The organism is Streptomyces sp. NPDC006339 (assembly GCF_040612775.1).
In the GTDB taxonomy this organism is placed as follows: Bacteria; Actinomycetota; Actinomycetes; order Streptomycetales; family Streptomycetaceae; genus Streptomyces.
Genome location: NZ_JBEXQW010000012.1, coordinates 129,531 through 146,374 on the forward strand (window position 1 = coordinate 129,531; position 16,844 = coordinate 146,374).

Genomic DNA, 16,844 nt, shown 5'->3' on the forward strand with positions numbered 1-16,844 from the left:
CGCGGTACGCGTGCGGTACGGAAGGACGGTTCCCCGTGACGGAGGCAGCGGAGCTTCCCCAGGCGCCGGAGCAGGCGCAGACAGTCTTCGGCGAGTACTTCCCCGAGGCGGTCCGGTACGCGGAGCTCCTGGCGGACGCCGGGGTCAAGCGGGGTCTCATCGGCCCGCGAGAGGTCCCCCGGCTGTGGGAGCGCCATCTCCTGAACTGCGCCGTGCTCTCCGAGGTTGTCCCGGAGGGCGTCACCGTCTGCGATGTCGGCTCCGGCGCCGGCCTGCCCGGAATCCCCCTGGCCCTGGTCCGCCGCGATCTGAAGATCACGCTCCTGGAGCCCCTGCTCCGCCGTACGACCTTCCTCCAGGAGGCCGTCGAGCTGCTCGGACTCGACCATGTGACCGTGGTGCGCGGTCGCGCCGAGGAGATGCTGGGCAAGCTGCCCTCCGTGCACGTCGTCACCGCGCGGGCCGTGGCGCCGCTCGACCGGCTGGCCGGCTGGGGCGTCCCGCTGCTCCGTCCCTACGGCGAGATGCTCGCGCTGAAGGGCGACACGGCGGAGGAGGAGATCAGCGGTGCCCGTGCCGCGCTCTCCAAGCTGGGTGTGGTGGAGGCATCCGTGCTGCACGTGGGCGAGGGGATCGTCGATCCGCTGACCACCGTGGTCCGGGTCGAGGTCGGCGAGAGCCCCGGTGGTGTGAGGTTCGCCGCCAAGCGCGCCAAGGCGGCCCGGCCCAGCCGGCCCCGACGCCGCCGCTGAGGCGTCCTGTTTCGTCCCCGCTGATCCGTACAAGCTGCGATACGTACATATTTCGGAGTGTCGAGCGGTCCCGGCCCTGCGGCGCGTGCATCGTGTTTCACGTGAAACGTCGCTCACTGCTGCAGGGGATCATCAGCCGCGGCCGCGCGGCCGCCACGCCCCGTGACCGCAAGCCTCTGGCGAAACCCCCCGTGAGGGTTAAGGGGTTGTCCACAGAGGTGGATTCATCCACAGAACCACGGGCCTCGCTGGTTCACGACCCCGAAAGCATGGCAGGCTCTGTTCATCGCGAGCCTGAAGCCGAGGAGAGTGAATCCTTGCGGTCCGACGCCAACATCGCGGGACCGATGACCGATCCGGTCCCCGGTCCCCGAACCGAATCGGTAGGGGCGGATGTTTCACGTGAAACACCGCCTCCGATGGACGACACCCCCATCGGTCGTGCAGCCCAGCTCGCCGTAGAGGCCCTGGGCCGCGCCGGCGAGGGGCTTCCCCGGCCCGCGCAGACCCGGGTCATGGTGGTCGCGAACCAGAAGGGCGGCGTGGGCAAGACCACCACGACGGTCAATCTGGCCGCCTCGCTCGCGCTCCACGGCGCCCGTGTCCTGGTCATCGACCTCGACCCGCAGGGCAACGCCTCCACGGCGCTGGGCATCGACCACCACGCCGAGGTCCCCTCGATCTACGACGTTCTGGTGGAGAGCCGCCCGCTGTCCGAGGTCGTCCAGCCCGTCCGGGATGTCGAGGGCCTCTTCTGCGCCCCCGCCACGATCGATCTCGCCGGTGCGGAGATCGAGCTGGTGTCCCTGGTGGCGCGGGAGAGCCGACTGCAGCGAGCGATCCAGGCGTACGAGCAGCCGCTCGACTACATCCTGATCGACTGCCCGCCCTCCCTCGGTCTGCTGACCGTCAACGCCCTGGTGGCGGGAGCCGAGGTGCTGATCCCCATCCAGTGCGAGTACTACGCGCTGGAGGGTCTCGGTCAGCTCCTGCGGAACGTCGACCTGGTGCGGGGGCACCTCAACCCCGCGCTGCACGTCTCCACGATCCTTCTCACCATGTACGACGGCCGGACGAGGCTCGCCTCGCAGGTCGCCGACGAGGTGCGCAGTCACTTCGGCGAGGAGGTCCTGAGGACCAGCATTCCTCGGTCGGTGCGTATCTCGGAGGCCCCGAGTTACGGACAGACCGTGCTCACCTATGACCCGGGTTCCAGCGGTGCCCTGTCGTATCTCGAAGCGGCGCGCGAGATCGCCCTGCGCGGTGTCGATCTGCACTATGACGCCACCCAGGCCCACGGGGGACACTCCCCGCTGGGTCACCAGAACAGCCAGCGAATGTCGGAGGGGATCCAGTGAGCGAGCGACGTAGGGGGCTGGGGCGTGGGCTCGGTGCGCTGATCCCCGCTGCTCCCCAGGAACGACAGGTGCCGGCCGTCGGGGTGGGCTCCGCCCCGGCCGCGACGTCTCCCAGTGCCCTTCCGGCGCTCGGCTCGGACCGGGGGGTGGCCGCGGCGAAGCTGGCGACCCTTCCGGCGAGCCCGCAGTCCCCTGACTCGGTGGTGCCGGTGGCCGAGGCCGAGCCGCTGCCCGAGTCCCCCGCCGGGGCCCACTTCGCCGAGCTGCCGCTGGACTCCATCACCCCGAACCCGCGTCAGCCCCGCGAGGTGTTCGACGAGGACGCTCTGGCCGAGCTGATCACCTCCATCAAGGAGGTCGGTCTGCTCCAGCCGGTCGTGGTCCGGCAGGTGGGTGCCGAGCGCTATGAGCTCATCATGGGTGAGCGTCGCTGGCGGGCCTGTCGTGAGGCGGGCCTGGAGCGGATCCCGGCCATCGTCCGGGACACCGAGGACGAGAAGCTGCTGCTGGACGCCCTCCTGGAGAACCTGCACCGGGCGCAATTGAACCCGCTGGAAGAGGCCGCCGCCTACGACCAGCTACTCAAGGACTTCAACTGCACGCATGACCAACTGGCCGACCGGATCGGACGCTCGCGTCCCCAGGTCTCCAACACGCTGCGCCTGCTGCGGCTCTCCCCGCCGGTGCAGCGCAGGGTCGCCGCCGGTGTCCTCTCGGCCGGTCACGCTCGTGCGCTGCTGTCCGTGGAGGACGCGGAGACCCAGGACAAGCTGGCCTACCGGATCGTCGCCGAGGGCCTTTCGGTGCGGGCCGTGGAGGAGATCGTCGCGGTGATGGGCTCGGAGCCCTCGTCGCCGGTCAAGCCCAAGGGCCCGCGCGCGGGCACCCGGGTCTCTCCGGCTCTCCGGGACCTGGCGACCCGGCTGTCGGACCGCTTCGAGACTCGGGTGAAGGTCGACCTGGGCCAGAAGAAGGGCAAGATCACCGTCGAGTTCGCCTCGATGGAGGACCTGGAGCGCATCCTGGCCACGCTCGCCCCCGGCGAGGGCCGTGTCCTGGACCAGGGAGCGTCCGACGAGCATCCGGAGCAGGGCTCCGAGGGCTGAGCCGGCTTTTCGAGGCCCAAGGGCGGGGCGTGTTCCGGTGCCCACCGGAACACGCCCCGCCCTTTGCCTGTCTGCGGTATCGCCTCGTTCGGGTCGTCGTTACGATTCTGGGAGGCGTATTCGTACAGCGATGGCCGAGGGAAGCGAGGAGCAGCCGTGGGGCGTCGGCTCGTACCGCTCACGCTGGACAACCTTCCGGATCTCCCCAAGCGATGTCGTTCCTGTGTCTTCTGGGAACTCGACCCGGTGAGCGGCGAGGCCGCGGTGAAGGCCGGTCGCCCGGAGCTGGAGAAGGAGGCATGGATCTCCGCCGTGCTGCTCGAATGGGGATCCTGCGGCCGGGTGGTCTATGTCGACGAGGTGCCCGTCGGCTATGTGCTCTACGCGCCGCCGGCGTATGTGCCCCGCTCCACCGCCTTTCCCACGAGCCCGGTCGCTGCGGATGCCGCGCAACTCATGACGGCGTGGATCATGCCGGGGTACCAGGGGCAGGGACTGGGACGGACGATGGTGCAGACCGTGGCGAAGGATCTGCTGAGGCGAGGGTTCAAGGCGATCGAAGCCTTCGGCGATGCCCGCTGGAAGGAGCCGGCCTGTGTGCTCCCCGTCGACCATCTCCTGGCCGTGGGTTTCAAGACGGTCCGGCACCACCCCACCTTTCCGCGGCTGAGGCTGGAACTGAGGACGACGCTCTCCTGGAAGGAGGATGTCGAGATGGCCCTCGACCGGCTCCTCGGTGCGGTGCAGAAGGAGCCGGTGCTCCGGCCTCTCTGACCGATCTCGGCAGCAGCCCGGCAGACGACAGCGGCCCGCCCCCTCGGAAGGGGGCGGGCCGTCGCTGTTTCACGTGAAACAGGGAGAAGGTCAGGCCTTCTCCTCGACGAAGTCCGCGAGGTCGCGCAGGATGGCGGCCTTCGGCTTGGCGCCGACGATGGTCTTCACGACCTCGCCGTCCTTGTAGACGTTCAGCGTCGGGATGGACATGACGCCGTACTTGGCGGCAGTGGCCGGGTTCTCGTCGATGTTGAGCTTCACGATCGTGATCTCGTCGTGCTCGGCGGCGATGGCCTCGAGCGACGGAGCGATCATGCGGCACGGGCCGCACCACTCGGCCCAGAAGTCCACGAGGACGGGCTTCTCGCTCTTGAGGACCTTCTCCTCGAAGTCAGCGTCGGTAACGGTGATAGTGGCGCCGGCCACGGCGGCCTCCTTCATTCGCGGGGTGTGGGGCAGGGGAGCTGGGGGTCAGACCGCAGGGGTCTCGGCGAGCTTCTCGCTGTCGACGAGAGCGGCCAGGAAGCGCTCGGCGTCGAGCGCGGCCGAGCAGCCGGTGCCGGCGGCGGTGATCGCCTGACGGTAGGTGTGGTCGACGACATCACCGGCGGCGAAGACGCCCGGGATGTTCGTGCGCGTCGACGGGGCGTCGACCTTCAGGTAGCCCTCCTCGTCCAGCTCGAGCTGGCCCTTGAAGAGCTCGGTCCGCGGGTCGTGGCCCACGGCGATGAAGAGACCGGTCACCGGGAGCTCGCTGGTCTCGCCCGTCTTGGTGTTGCGCAGGGTCAGACCGGCGAGCTTCTGCTCGCCGTGGATCTCGGCCACCTCGCTGTCCCAGGCGAACTTGATCTTCGGGTCGGCGAAGGCGCGCTCCTGCATCGCCTTGGAGGCGCGCAGCGAGTCACGGCGGTGGACGATCGTGACCGACTTGGCGAAGCGGGAGAGGAAGGTGGCCTCCTCCATCGCGGTGTCACCACCGCCGACGACGGCGATGTCGTGCTCCTTGAAGAAGAAGCCGTCGCAGGTGGCGCACCAGGAGACACCGCGGCCGGAGAGGGCGTCCTCGTTCGGCAGGCCGAGCTTGCGGTGCTGGGAGCCCGTGGTGACGATGACGGCCTTGGCGCGGTGCACGGTGCCGGCGGTGTCCGTGACGGTCTTGATCTCGCCGGTGAGGTCGACGGCGACGATGTCGTCCGGAACGAGCTCGGCGCCGAAGCGCTCCGCCTGGGCACGCATGTTGTCCATCAGGTCCGGGCCCATGATGCCGTCACGGAAGCCGGGGAAGTTCTCCACCTCGGTCGTGTTCATCAGGGCGCCACCGGCGGTGACGGCACCCTCGAACACGAGCGGCTTCAGCGACGCACGGGCCGTGTAGAGCGCAGCGGTGTAACCCGCGGGCCCGGAGCCAATGATGATCACGTTACGGACGTCGCTCACGGGTTTCTTCCTCGTCTCTGCAGACTGCCTACTGCCTACGGGGGGCGGTCGGATCGGTCACTGTCACCCCACCCAACCGATCCTACGGGGCGGGCATTCCCGAACCCGCCGCCCGGCACGGAGGAGACGTCAGGAGCGGGGAACGGATTCCTGCGTCAGCACCTCGGCCGTGCCGTTCCCGCCGCCCGAGGCGCAGGACGCGTCGAGCACATAGGCCAGCACCCGGGACCCGTCCCTGGTGTCGGGCAGCACGACGAGATAGGCGGCCGTTCCCTGGTAGTCGCCCTGCCGGAAGGCGAGGACGGTGTCGGTGCGTCCCGTCCCGGCCTTGACGCACTCGGGCAGGGTCGCCGCCAGGGTCCGCTGGTCCCCGGCACCGCCGTCCTCGGCGGAGAGCGACTCGTGTGGCGCCCCGCGGTCCTCGGGTGCCTGGAAGGTGCCGTTCTGCCGCAGCAGGGCCTGCACCGTGGAGGCGACCGGCGCTCCGTCGAACCGGGCCGAGCCCGCGGCGGTGACGTCGGACCTCCGGTCGGCGGCCGGGTCTCCACCACCGAGGTTCAGGGCACCGGACTGGACGAAGAACAGACTCAGACCGAGGGCCGCGGCGCCGAAGGCCGCGCCGACGGCGGCGACCCGGCGACGGGACCTGCGGGGGCGGCCCGGGCCGGTGGAGGCCGCAGGGCGGCCCGCCGGCCGTCCGGCGGTCGCCGCGGGGGCCGGCACGGGGGGCCGGACGCGCGATGTTTCACGTGAAACATGGGTGTCGGCGGCCGGTGCCGGTGCCGTGGCGTTCAGGAGTGCTTCGGCGGCGAGGGCGGCATCGATGCGTCCGGCGATCTCGGCAGGCATCCGGGGCGGCCCCGGGAGGGTACCGAGGAGACCTCGGATCTCCTCCAGAGAGGCCCGTACGTCCGCACAGAGCGGGCAGCCGTCGAGGTGCTGCCGCACGGCCGCGCTGCGGGAGGGCGAGAGCAGCCCTTCGGTGAGGTCGGAGATCTCCGAGACGTCCGGGTGCTGAGTCGTGTCGGCCGTGGAAGTCACGCGCGCCCACCTCCGCCCTTCACAGCCGCTGGATTGCTCGGTCCGGTATCCGTCGGTCCCGGCACCGGTGGGACGGATGCCCCCGGCGTCCGGTTCCTTCCCCGGTCGAGCCCGTCGTTACCCACCGCGTCGCCGCGCAGATGAGTGAGCAGCGGCAGCAGCTTGGCCCGTCCCCGCGCACAGCGGCTCTTCACGGTCCCGGTGGGGACATCGAGGATACGAGCGGCTTCCGCCACCGGGTATCCCTGCATGTCGACGAGGACGAGTGCCGCCCGTTGCTCGGTGGGGAGCGTCGCCAGGGCGGCGAGGAGCTGGCGGTGGAGGTCCTCGCGCTCTGCCGGGGCCTCGGCGGACTCGTGCGGTTCGAGGAGCTGCTCGAACCGGGCGGTGTCGTCCACGGGCGAGGTCCGGCGCGAGGCGGTCTTGCGGGCCCGGTCGAGACAGGCGTTCACCGTGATGCGGTGCAGCCAGGTCGTGACGGCCGACTGGCCCCGGAAGGTGTGGGCGGCCCGGAAGGCCGACACGAGGGCGTCCTGGACGGCGTCAGCGGCTTCCTCGCGGTCGCCGAGCGTCCGCAGGGCCACCGCCCACAGCCGGTCCCGGTGGCGGCGTACGAGCTCACCGAAGGCGTGCGGATCGCCGGCCACATGGCAGGCCAGCAGTTCCTGGTCGCTGCGCTCGTCGCGTATGGCGTCGTCCAACGGTGAGCCCCTCCCCTCGGGTGCGGCGTCAGCTAGTGATCTTGATGTCCGAGATCTCGCCCCGGAACCCGCCACCGCCGCTCGGCAGGTCGGTCAGCCAGACGAGGACGTAGCGCGTCTTCACGGGCTGGGTGGGCTGGAGGGCCACCTGTGTGCCGTTCCCGGAAGCCTGGGTGGCGTAGCCGCCGGGCTCCCCGGGGTGCGAGGACGCGTTCTCGGGTGCGGTGCGCAACTGGACCGACGTCGGCCCCTGGAAGGTGACCTCCACCTTGGCGACCTGCTGGACACTGCCGAGATCGAGGACGATGCCCACGCCGCTCTTGAGGTTGCCGAACTTCGAGTACCCGTCGTACCGCATGGTCTTCCATGTGGTGCCCGGGTCGCCGTCGTAGGCGTTCTTTATCTGACCGGGGTTCTCCGCGCCGTCACCGAGCGGGTCGAAGTCGTGGGCGTCGACGATCGCGACCGGCTTGCCGGTGGCCGCCGGCACCTTCGGGTCGTCGTTCTTCGGTTCCTGCGTGGTCTGCTGCGGCTCGGCTCCCGTGCTCTGGTCCAGGAGCCGGTCCGCGATCTGCCAGCTACCCAGGCCCAGGGCGGCGATGAGAAGGGCCGACACGGCCCACTTCAGCGCCTTGCCGGTACGGCTCTGCAGCGGGGGCGGCGGGACCGCCACGGGCTGCGTCACCGCCGGGCGGGGCTGGGGGCGTCCGTAGGTGCCCTGCTGGTAGGTGGTGCGCTGGTACTCGGGCGGGGTGGGGAGGGGGAACTCCGGCTCCGGCGGGCGGATGCGGGGCATCGCCGCGACGGCCTTGGCCAGCTCGTCCGGGGTGGTGCAGGGCGGCTCCTGGCGCGAGGCGGTGGCCCCGTCGTTCGCCAGGGCCCGCATGGCGATCTCGGACAGGCCGCGGTGGACGCCCGCCCGCACCTGGTCCGGGGCGAGCAGTCCGACGCCCTTGGGGAGGCCGGAGAGGCCGTACGCGTCGTTCTCGTACGGCCAGCGCTGGGTGAGTGCCGCGTAGAGCAGGGCACCGATCGCCTCGGTGTCCGTGCGCTGGGGGCGCTCGACGCTGATGCCGCGCAGGGCGGCGTTCACGGCGAGGCCGCGGATGCGGTACTGGCCGGTGGAGCTGCGCAGGACGGCGCTGGGGGTGAGCCGGAGGTGGGAGAGGCCCTCACGGTGGGCGGCGGCCATCGCCTGGGAGACCTGGCTGACGAGCTGGTAGGCGTCGTGCGGTTCCATCGGGCCGGCCGCGAGCAGCGCGGTCAGCTCGGTGGAGTCGGGCAGCCACTCGTGGACGACGTAGACGAGGTCGTTCTCCTCGACCGCGTCGAGGACCTGGACGAACCGCGGGTCGCCCAGGAGGGCCGCGGAGCGCGCGGCGGCCAGCACGGAGCGGGCCCGGCTGTGGTCGGCGGGCAGGATGTGCACACCCACGGCCCGGCGCAGTTTCTCGTCGACGGCGCGCCAGCTACTGAATCCGTCCAGACGGGTGACGCACTCCTCCAGCCGGTACCGCCTCGCCAGCTTGTGGCCGCTGTGCAGCTCCGGTGCCGTGAGGGAGGACTGTTCGCCGCTCTTTCGTTCGACCGCCTTGTTGTCCGTGGCCTCGGCGGACGTGACCGCCTTCTTCTGCGCTTCCGCCACCCCGTCGGTCGCGGCCTTGTCCGCCTTGGCGGTCAGCGGATCTTCTCCGCTGTTGTCGGCCACGTCGACGGCAGCCGTGCTACGTTCCGCCACCGTCGTTCCTGCCTCCCCATCCGTTGCGCCACATCCAACAGCCAAGCCAATTGTGCCCACAGTCCGGCGCTCTGCACGACACGCGTCGGCGGGCGAAGGTTGTGCGAACCCCGCCCGCCCGTCTCGCGGCTAGCGTCCGAGCCGCCCGCGGACCATGCCGACCATGGAGTTGAGCTCCGCGATCCGCATGCGCTTGGCCGCGAGGAAGAAGACGCCGAGGAGGACCGCGCCGCCGGCGAACAGGGCGACGAGCGAGCCGAGGGCGCCTTCGCCGAGCAGCTTCAGCAGGCCGAAGCCGGCCGCTCCGGCGACGAACGCGGCCGGCAGCGACGCCAGGCACAGGCGGGCGTAGGTACGCATCACATGGGCGCCGTCCAGGTCGCCGCCGAGCCGGTTGCGCAGACGGCGCCAGGCGACGCCGACACCGACCGCGTAGGCGAGGCCGTAGGAGGCCGCCATGCCGACGACGGCCCACTGGGCGGGCAGCAGGACGTAACAGAGGGCCGAGGCGGCCGCGTTGACGGCGGCGACGATGACCGTGTTGTAGAAGGGCGTCCGGGTGTCCTCGTAGGCGTAGAAGCCGCGCAGGACGACGTACTGGACGGAGTACGGGATCAGGCCGAGGCCGAAGGCCATGAGGATGAAGCCCATGCCGCGGGCGGCCTCGACGCCGCTGGAGGCGTAGAGCAGGGTGCACATCGGGACGCCGAGGGCCAGGAAGGCGAACGAGACCGGGACGATGGCGACCGCCGAGTTGCGCAGGCCCTGCGAGATGTCGTCGCGGACGGCGCCCGGGTCGTCGTCGTGCGCGGCGCGGGAGATGCGCGGCAGGAGCGCGGCCATGACCGAGACGGTGATGATGGCCTGGGGCATGCCCCAGATCAACTGGGCGTTGGAGTACGCGAGGAAGCCGGCGCCGTTCTTGCCGGACTCCTCACCGGCCGCCGTGGCGAGCTGGGTGACGACCAGGACGCCGGCCTGGTTGGCCAGGACGAAGAGCACCGTCCACTTGGCCAACTTGACCGTCTTGCCGAGGCCGTGGCCCTTCCAGTCGAAGCGGGGACGGAAGCGGAAACCGGTCTCGCGCAGGTACGGGATCATCGCCAGGGCCTGGACGGCGAGGCCGAGCAGGGTGCCGATGCCGAGCAGGCGGATGCCCTCGTCGGGGATGGTCCGGACGCCCATGTGGGACTCGGCGGAGGTGCCGTAGACCCAGATGAACAGGCCGAACGTGGCGATCATGACGATGTTGTTGAGGACCGGGGTCCACATCATCGCGCCGAACTTGCCGCGCGCGTTGAGGATCTGACCCATCACCACGTGCACACCCATGAAGAAGATCGTGGGCAGGCAGTAGCGGGCGAAGGTGACGGCGACGCTGTTGGCCGCCGCGTCGTCGGCGATGGTGTTCGACATCAGCCGGATCAGCAGCGGGGCCGCGAACACGGCGAGCGCGACGATCACGCCGAGCGCGACCATGACGAGGGTGAGCAGGCGGTTGGCGTATGCCTCGCCGCCGTCCTCGTCGTTCTTCATCGAGCGGACGAGCTGCGGGACGAACACCGAGTTGAGGCCGCCGCCGACGGTGAGGATGTAGATCATCGTCGGCAGGGTGTAGGCGATGGTGAAGGTGTCACCGAGCAGGGCGGCGCCGAGTGCACCGGTGATGACCAGGCTGCGGACGAAGCCGGTCAGGCGGGAGACGAGGGTGCCGGCCGCCATCAGGGCGCTCGACTTGAGCAGCCCGGAGGCGCGGCCGGCCTTCTTCGGGGCGGGCGCGGGCATGGGCTGCGGCTCCGGGGACGGCGGAGGCACCTGGCCGGGCGTCTGCTGGTCCCGGTACAGGTGGGCGAAGGCGTCCGGCTCCGGGTCGTCCTCCCCCGCCCGGGTCACCAGGTCGTCGACACCGGTGAACTGGACCGTGCGGGCGTCGTCGCCGTACGGCAGGTGACGCGACGGCCCGTCGGGCTCGGGGGCGGGAGTCTGGGCCCAGACGCGCGGGTCCGGCGCGTGCTGGGGCACGGCGGGCTGCTGGTAGAGCGGCTGCGGGTCGGCGTAGGTGCCCGGTGGGGGCGGCGGGTGCGCGGCGCGGTCGTAGAGCGCCTCGGTGACCGGGTCCTGCGCGGACAGGTCCCGCGCCTGGTAGGGGTCGTGGCTGTAGGCGTCCTGGACATAGGGGTCCTGGGCGTACGGGTTCTGCTGGTCCGGTGCGTACGGAGCCGGGGCGCCCTGCTGAGGCGGCGGCACCGGCGCGTGGCCGGGTGCCGGGGCCGGGGGCGTGCCACCGGTCGGCGCGGTGCCGTCCGCGCCTTGGCCGCGGTCACCGTCGTACGGCGCGTTCATGGTTACCCCACCTCATCGTCCCCGGCCGACCGGCCACGACATCGCTCAACGGTCCACTTTCTCACCCGGGCCCGACGGGTCGCCGCTTTCGGGCCCGGTGTCCGGTGTCGGGTCACTCGGCTGCTCGGGTTCGGCCCCGTCCGAGGCCGCCTCGGCCGCCTCCGCCCCGGGCCTGTGCTCCGGTCCGGCGTCGGCATCGGCTTCGGTATCCGTCCCCGCTTCGGCTTCGGCTTCGGCTTCCGCTTCGGCGTCGGCTTCGGCGTTCCGGGCGGCGGCGCGCTTGCGCTGGCTGTACATCCGGACGCCGGCGAGCACGAGCAGCAGCACACCGCCGGCGATCACGAGCATGACCGTGGGGGTGATCTCGGAGACCTTCACGGTGAACGTCATCGGCTTGCCGTAGGGCGTGCCGTCCGCGGTGTAGAGCTGCGCCGTCATCGGGACCTGGCCGTTGGCGTTGGCCGTGGCGGTGAACTTCACCGACTGGCTGTGGCCGCCGTCGATCTTCACGGGCAGCTCGGAGACGGCCTCGCCGCCGTTCAGCTTCAGACGGGTCTTGTTGCCGGAGGTCAGCCGCAGCACCAGGCCGTCCACACCCTGGAGCAGCTTGTTCTGCACGGTCACCGGAATGGTCGCGCTGCGTCCGGAGAGCAGGAGGTCCGACTTGTCGATCAACTGCACTTCCGCCGTGAGGCTCCGCAGGTAGGTGAGGACCTCGTTGCGGTAGAGGGCGGCCGACGGGGCCTGGCCCCGCCAGGAGGCCGACATCTCGCGGCTGATCGCGTTGGTGAACGGCGGCACCACGCGGTCCGGGGCGGTCAGGATGACCTTGAAGTCGTCCAGCTCGTCGCGGGTCGTCTTCATCTGGTCGAAGGCGTCGGTGCCGAGCTCCTGGGCGCGCAGCTTCTTCGGGTACGAGCGGCTGCTCGGCACCCGCTTCGACGCGTCCGGGTCGGCCTTGACGGTGGTGGCGGCCATCAGGTCCAGCGGCTCGGTCCAGCGCTGGGCGGAGAGGCCGTGCAGCGCCGCCGCCATGCTCTGCGCCTGCGAGGTGGTCGGCATGCGCTGCGGGGCGACGACGACACTGCGCTGGTCCTCGGGCAGCTCCAGGGTGATCGCCAGGGACTGGGCGAGGAACTCCTGGACGGCCAGGGTCGAGCTCTCGGCCCGGATCATGTCGCCCTGGAACGCCTTCGACAGGCTGGCGTCGGTCACGACCGCGGTCGTGCCGCCGCCGATGGGGCGGGCCGAGGTCGGCGTGTACGACAGGTCGTCCCGGAAGCTGTCACTGCGGGCGATCACGTGGCGGGCGCCCGCGGAGGTCGCGACGGCCATGATCGACGGGTCGACGGCGCCGTCGACGGGCCAGGAGAAGTCGGTGGACGGCTTCACGTGGAGGATCGTCTCCACCGTGGTGGAGGCCAGGGCGGTCGCCTGCTGGAGGTGGCTGAGGGAGCCGGGCACCTCCTTGCCGTGGTGGGCGAGGGAGGCCAGGTCGGGGTCGGCGAAGGGCAGCGCGACCACCTTGCGGCCCTGCACGGCCTTCTCCAGGGCGTTCAGCCACTGCTCGGCGACGGCCTGGTTCCGGCCCGGGACCTCGGTCGTCCCGCTCTTGACCGTGTAGGGCTCGGTCATGGCGTTGACGCTGGCCAGCAGATCGGGGTCGATCACCCAGGTGACCGGCAGGTCCTTGCCGAGCGCGACCATCTCGTGGAGCCGGCCGCCCGGGGCGAGCTCGGCGGCGAGATCGTCGTTCTCGAAGACCGGGGTCTGCTGGACGTTCGCGCCCGTCTCGGCGGAGACATGGGCGGTGGAGATCAGCGGCCAGAGGTAGGTGAGCTGGGTCTTCTTCTCGGCGGCCTCCGGCTGGTACGGCAGGAAGGTCCGCTCGATGCCGAGGACGCGGTCGTAGGACTGGCCCGCGGTCCGGCCCGTGAGGGAGACGCCGAGCTGGTAGACGCCGGCGTCGTCCAGGTCGAGCTTGGACACCGGTACGGAGAGCGTGAAGTCCTTGCTGAGCCCGGCTCCCAGCGAGGGGATCCTGACGCTGTAGGAGCCGCCGAGCGGCGCGGGGTCCCGGCCGTCGCGGTAGCCGCCGCGGTCGGAGACGTCGTCGATCTCGCTGCGGCTGGTCATCCGGGGACCGACCCGGAGATCGACCGTGGCATCGGTCACGGCCTGCTTGCTCTCGTTGGTGACCGTGCCGGTGATGGTGAGGGTGTCGCTCTCCACAGGGGCGGTCGGCGCCAGTGTGTCGACCGACACGTCGACGGGCCCCGAGCTGTCGGAGGTCTCGGCGGCCGCCGCCGTGGGGGCGGGAACGCCCTGGAGGAGCCCGGCCAGCAGCGGGGCCGCGACGGCGAGGGAGGCCGTGCGCCGCAGCCAGCGGCGGGCAGGTGAGGGAACGGTCCCCTGGATAGCTGCCGCCTCGGCCACGCGTCGCCCGTCCTCGTCGTTGTCTGTGGTGTCAGTGGTGTCGGTGGTTCCCGGTTGCTGTGTCCACGCATGGTAACGAGGCACGCGGTGGCCAAGTGCCGGGGACTGCGCCAGCCGATGTGACGGGGACGGCGCGGAGGGGCGGCGCGTGTGCGGCCTCGTGGCGGTCGGCCCCGCGAGGGCCCACCGGAAATCGAGGACGTCACGGTGAGCCGGGGCACGTACCCTTTTCTGTTGTGCCGAACGCCAACGAAGACACCCCGACTGCACTGAGCCAGGTGCAACGCCGCGCGGTCAGCGAACTGCTGCGTGTGTCCCCTGTCGCCGACGACCTCGCCCGCCGATTCCAGGAGGCCGGGTTCAGCCTCGCGCTGGTCGGCGGCTCGGTACGCGACGCCCTCCTCGGCCGTCTCGGCAACGACCTGGACTTCACGACCGACGCCCGGCCCGAGGACGTGCTGAAGATCGTCCGCCCCTGGGCCGACGCCGTCTGGGAGGTCGGGATCGCCTTCGGCACCGTCGGCTGCCAGAAGGAGGCCCGCGTCGGCGACGCCGTGCAGCACTTCCAGGTCGAGGTCACCACCTACCGCTCCGAGGCGTACGACCGCACCTCCCGCAAGCCCGAGGTGTCCTACGGCGACTCCATCGAGGAGGACCTGGTCCGGCGCGACTTCACTGTCAACGCCATGGCCGTGGCGCTCCCGGAGAAGGAGTTCATCGACCCCCACGGCGGTCTCGAGGACCTGGCCGAGCGAGTGCTGCGGACGCCGGGCACACCCGAGGAGTCCTTCTCCGACGACCCGCTGCGCATGATGCGCGCCGCGCGCTTCGCCGCGCAGTTGGACTTCGAGGTGGCCCCCGAGGTGGTCGCCGCCATGAAGGAGATGGCCGGCCGGCTGGAGATCGTCTCGGCCGAGCGCATCCGTGAGGAGCTCAACAAGCTGCTCCTCTCGGCGAACCCCCGCAAGGGCCTCGGGCTGCTCGTCGACACGGGCCTCGCCGACCATGTGCTCCCCGAGCTGCCGGCCCTGCGCCTGGAGAGCGACGAGCACCACCGGCACAAGGATGTCTACGAGCACTCGCTCACGGTGCTCGACCAGGCCATCGCCCTGGAGGAGGACGGCCCGGACCTCGTGCTGCGCCTCGCGGCCCTGCTGCACGACATCGGCAAGCCGCGCACCCGCCGCTTCGAGAAGGACGGACGGGTCTCCTTCCACCACCACGAGGTGGTAGGCGCCAAGATGACCAAGAAGCGCATGACCGCGCTCAAGTACTCCAACGAGATGATCAAGGACGTCTCGCGTCTCGTGGAGCTCCACCTGCGCTTCCACGGCTACGGCGCGGGTGAGTGGACCGACTCGGCCGTCCGTCGCTACGTCCGGGACGCGGGGCCGCTGCTCACCCGTCTGCACAAGCTCACCCGATCCGACTGCACCACCCGCAACAAGCGCAAGGCCGCCGCCCTCTCGCGGACCTACGACAGCCTGGAGGAGCGCATCGCGCAGCTCCAGGAGCAGGAGGAGCTGGACGCGATCCGTCCCGACCTCGACGGCAACCAGATCCAGGAGATCCTGGGCATCCGTCCCGGGCCGGCCGTGGGGCGCGCGTACAAGTTCCTGCTGGAGCTGCGCCTGGAGAACGGGCCGATGGGGCACGAGGCCGCGGTGGCCGCGCTCAAGGAGTGGTGGGCGACCCAGAGCGACTGACGAGGGGCCGCTTCACAGGTCCGGTCCCCGGTCGACGTTTCACGTGAAACATCGACCGTGGAAACGGCGCAGGGGTGATGTTTCACGTGAAACATCACCCCTTTCCGCGTGCGCGGAGGAGGCCGAGCGCGACGACGGCGTAGAGCCCTCCCACCAGCGCCACGATGGCCGGGGAACGGCCGTCCGGCGGAAGCATCAGGGCGGCGACCCCGGCCGCCCCGACGAAGGCGACGTTGAACAGCACGTCGTAGAGCGAGAAGACCCGGCCGCGGTAGGAGTCGTCCACCGAGGTCTGGACGACGGTGTCCGTGGAGATCTTCGCGCCCTGGGTGGTCATGCCGAGCACGAAGGCGGCGACGAGGAAGGGCGTGCGGGCGAAGGTCAGCCCCAGGGCGGGGGCCAGCACGGCGGCGGCACCGGCGCAGACGGTCATCCAGCCGAACGGGCCCAGTCTGCCGATCACCCACGGGGAGAGCACCGCCGAGGCGAAGAAGCCGGCGCCCGACGCGGCGACGGCCATCCCGAGCACGGTGAGGCCCTCCGATTCGGTGGTGCTCCAGGCGTACCGGCTGAGCATCAGCACCGTGACGAACAGGGCGCCGTAGCAGAAGCGCATGACGGTCATCGCGGCGAGCGCGCGGGCGGCGGGTCGCCGCTCGGACAGGTGCCGCAGTCCGCCCGCCAGCCCCCGTGCGGTGGAGGCCAGGGCGGCGAGGATCCCGGGCTGGACGACGTCCGGGTCCGGTCCGAGGAGCTCACGGGACATCCGGAGCGAGGCCAGGCCGGAGCAGAGATAGAGGACGGCGCCCAAGAGGACGACGACGGCATCGGAGTCCCCGGCGAGGAGGCGCGCCCCGAAGGCGAGCCCGCCGCCCGCCGTCGCGGCGAGGGTGCCCGCGGTCGGCGAGAGGGAGTTGGCCACGACCAGGCGTTCGTCGTCCACTACGCGCGGCAGTGCGGCCGAGAGTCCCGCCAGTACGAAGCGGTTGACGGCCGTGACCGAGAGGGCGGAGACGTAGAAGAGCCAGTCGGGTACGGCGGCCAGGATGAGCACGGCGGTGCCGGCCGCCAGGAGGGCGCGCAGAAGGTTGCCGTAGAAGAAGACCTGGCGTCGCCGCCAGCGGTCGAGCAGGACGCCGGCGAACGGCCCCACGAGGGAGTAGGGGAGCAGCAGGACCGCCATGGCCGCCGCGATGGCCGCCGCGCTGGTCTCCTTCTCGGGGGAGAAGACGACGTACGTGGCGAGGGCGATCTGGTAGACGCCGTCGGCGCACTGGGAGAGCAGGCGCACGGCGAGCAGGCGGCGGAAGTTGCGCAGGCGCAGGAGGACGCGCAGATCACGCACGACGGGCATGGCAGCAAGACTCACATATGACGAGGGTCCCCGGGCAGTGCCGCCCGGGGACCCTCCTCATCGATCCGCTCGACCCTCAGGTCAGCGCTCGACCTCGC

At 71.0% G+C, this 16,844-nt stretch carries 13 protein-coding genes; 5 read left to right on the top strand and 8 right to left on the bottom strand.

The features are described 5' to 3' along the window. The first annotated feature begins 35 nt into the window (after positions 1-35). The 4 genes from rsmG to ABZ135_RS12470 all read left to right on the top strand — a co-directional run bounded on the left by rsmG (position 36) and on the right by ABZ135_RS12470 (position 3,990). A complete protein-coding gene (rsmG, locus tag ABZ135_RS12455) occupies positions 36-752 on the top strand; it encodes a 16S rRNA (guanine(527)-N(7))-methyltransferase RsmG (protein WP_356694649.1) in 717 nt (238 codons plus the stop codon). Positions 753-1,021: 269 nt separating this feature from the next. Then, positions 1,022-2,110 carry a ParA family protein gene (locus ABZ135_RS12460; protein WP_356694651.1) on the top strand — a complete coding sequence of 363 codons (1,089 nt, stop codon included), beginning with the start codon at positions 1,022-1,024 and terminating at the stop codon, positions 2,108-2,110. Continuing rightward, positions 2,107-3,216, top strand: a complete 1,110-nt coding sequence (locus ABZ135_RS12465) for a ParB/RepB/Spo0J family partition protein (RefSeq protein WP_356694653.1) — start codon at positions 2,107-2,109, stop codon at positions 3,214-3,216. Before ABZ135_RS12460 ends, ABZ135_RS12465 begins: the two co-directional genes overlap by 4 nt. Positions 3,217-3,372: 156 nt before the next feature. Next, a complete protein-coding gene (locus ABZ135_RS12470; protein WP_356694655.1) occupies positions 3,373-3,990 on the top strand; it encodes a GNAT family N-acetyltransferase in 618 nt (205 codons plus the stop codon). 90 nt (positions 3,991-4,080) lie between these two features. On the opposite strand, the gene trxA is transcribed toward ABZ135_RS12470, so the two are convergent. The 7 genes from trxA to ABZ135_RS12505 form a co-directional block, all read right to left on the bottom strand. Then, entirely contained in the window at positions 4,081-4,416 is a 336-nt protein-coding gene (gene trxA / locus ABZ135_RS12475) for a thioredoxin (protein ID WP_356694657.1), read from the bottom strand. A 45-nt stretch (positions 4,417-4,461) separates the two neighbouring features. Beyond that, positions 4,462-5,427 (bottom strand): thioredoxin-disulfide reductase, encoded by a 966-nt coding sequence (gene trxB, locus ABZ135_RS12480; RefSeq protein ID WP_356694659.1) that lies wholly within the window; start codon positions 5,425-5,427, stop codon positions 4,462-4,464. A 129-nt stretch (positions 5,428-5,556) separates the two neighbouring features. Further along, entirely contained in the window at positions 5,557-6,468 is a 912-nt protein-coding gene (locus tag ABZ135_RS12485) for a zf-HC2 domain-containing protein (protein WP_356694661.1), read from the bottom strand. After that, positions 6,465-7,169: an RNA polymerase sigma factor SigM gene (sigM, locus tag ABZ135_RS12490; protein WP_356694663.1), complete on the bottom strand. Its 705-nt coding sequence runs from the start codon at positions 7,167-7,169 to the stop codon at positions 6,465-6,467. Before sigM ends, ABZ135_RS12485 begins: the two co-directional genes overlap by 4 nt. A 28-nt stretch (positions 7,170-7,197) precedes the next feature. Next, complete coding sequence (locus ABZ135_RS12495; RefSeq protein WP_356694665.1) at positions 7,198-8,907, bottom strand: serine/threonine protein kinase; 1,710 nt, start codon at positions 8,905-8,907, stop codon at positions 7,198-7,200. Positions 8,908-9,036: 129 nt separating this feature from the next. Further along, positions 9,037-11,250 carry a murein biosynthesis integral membrane protein MurJ gene (murJ, locus tag ABZ135_RS12500; protein WP_356694667.1) on the bottom strand — a complete coding sequence of 738 codons (2,214 nt, stop codon included), beginning with the start codon at positions 11,248-11,250 and terminating at the stop codon, positions 9,037-9,039. A 45-nt stretch (positions 11,251-11,295) separates the two neighbouring features. After that, on the bottom strand, positions 11,296-13,686 hold the full coding sequence (locus ABZ135_RS12505) for a DUF6049 family protein (protein WP_356694669.1): 2,391 nt from the start codon (positions 13,684-13,686) through the stop codon (positions 11,296-11,298). Between the two features lie 236 nt (positions 13,687-13,922). Between ABZ135_RS12505 and ABZ135_RS12510 the strand changes: the two genes are divergently transcribed. Next, positions 13,923-15,392, top strand: coding sequence for a CCA tRNA nucleotidyltransferase (locus ABZ135_RS12510; protein ID WP_356694671.1), 1,470 nt, complete (start codon positions 13,923-13,925; stop codon positions 15,390-15,392). Positions 15,393-15,486: 94 nt separating this feature from the next. On the opposite strand, the gene ABZ135_RS12515 is transcribed toward ABZ135_RS12510, so the two are convergent. Then, positions 15,487-16,746: an MFS transporter gene (locus tag ABZ135_RS12515; protein WP_356694673.1), complete on the bottom strand. Its 1,260-nt coding sequence runs from the start codon at positions 16,744-16,746 to the stop codon at positions 15,487-15,489. Positions 16,747-16,844 lie beyond the last annotated feature (98 nt).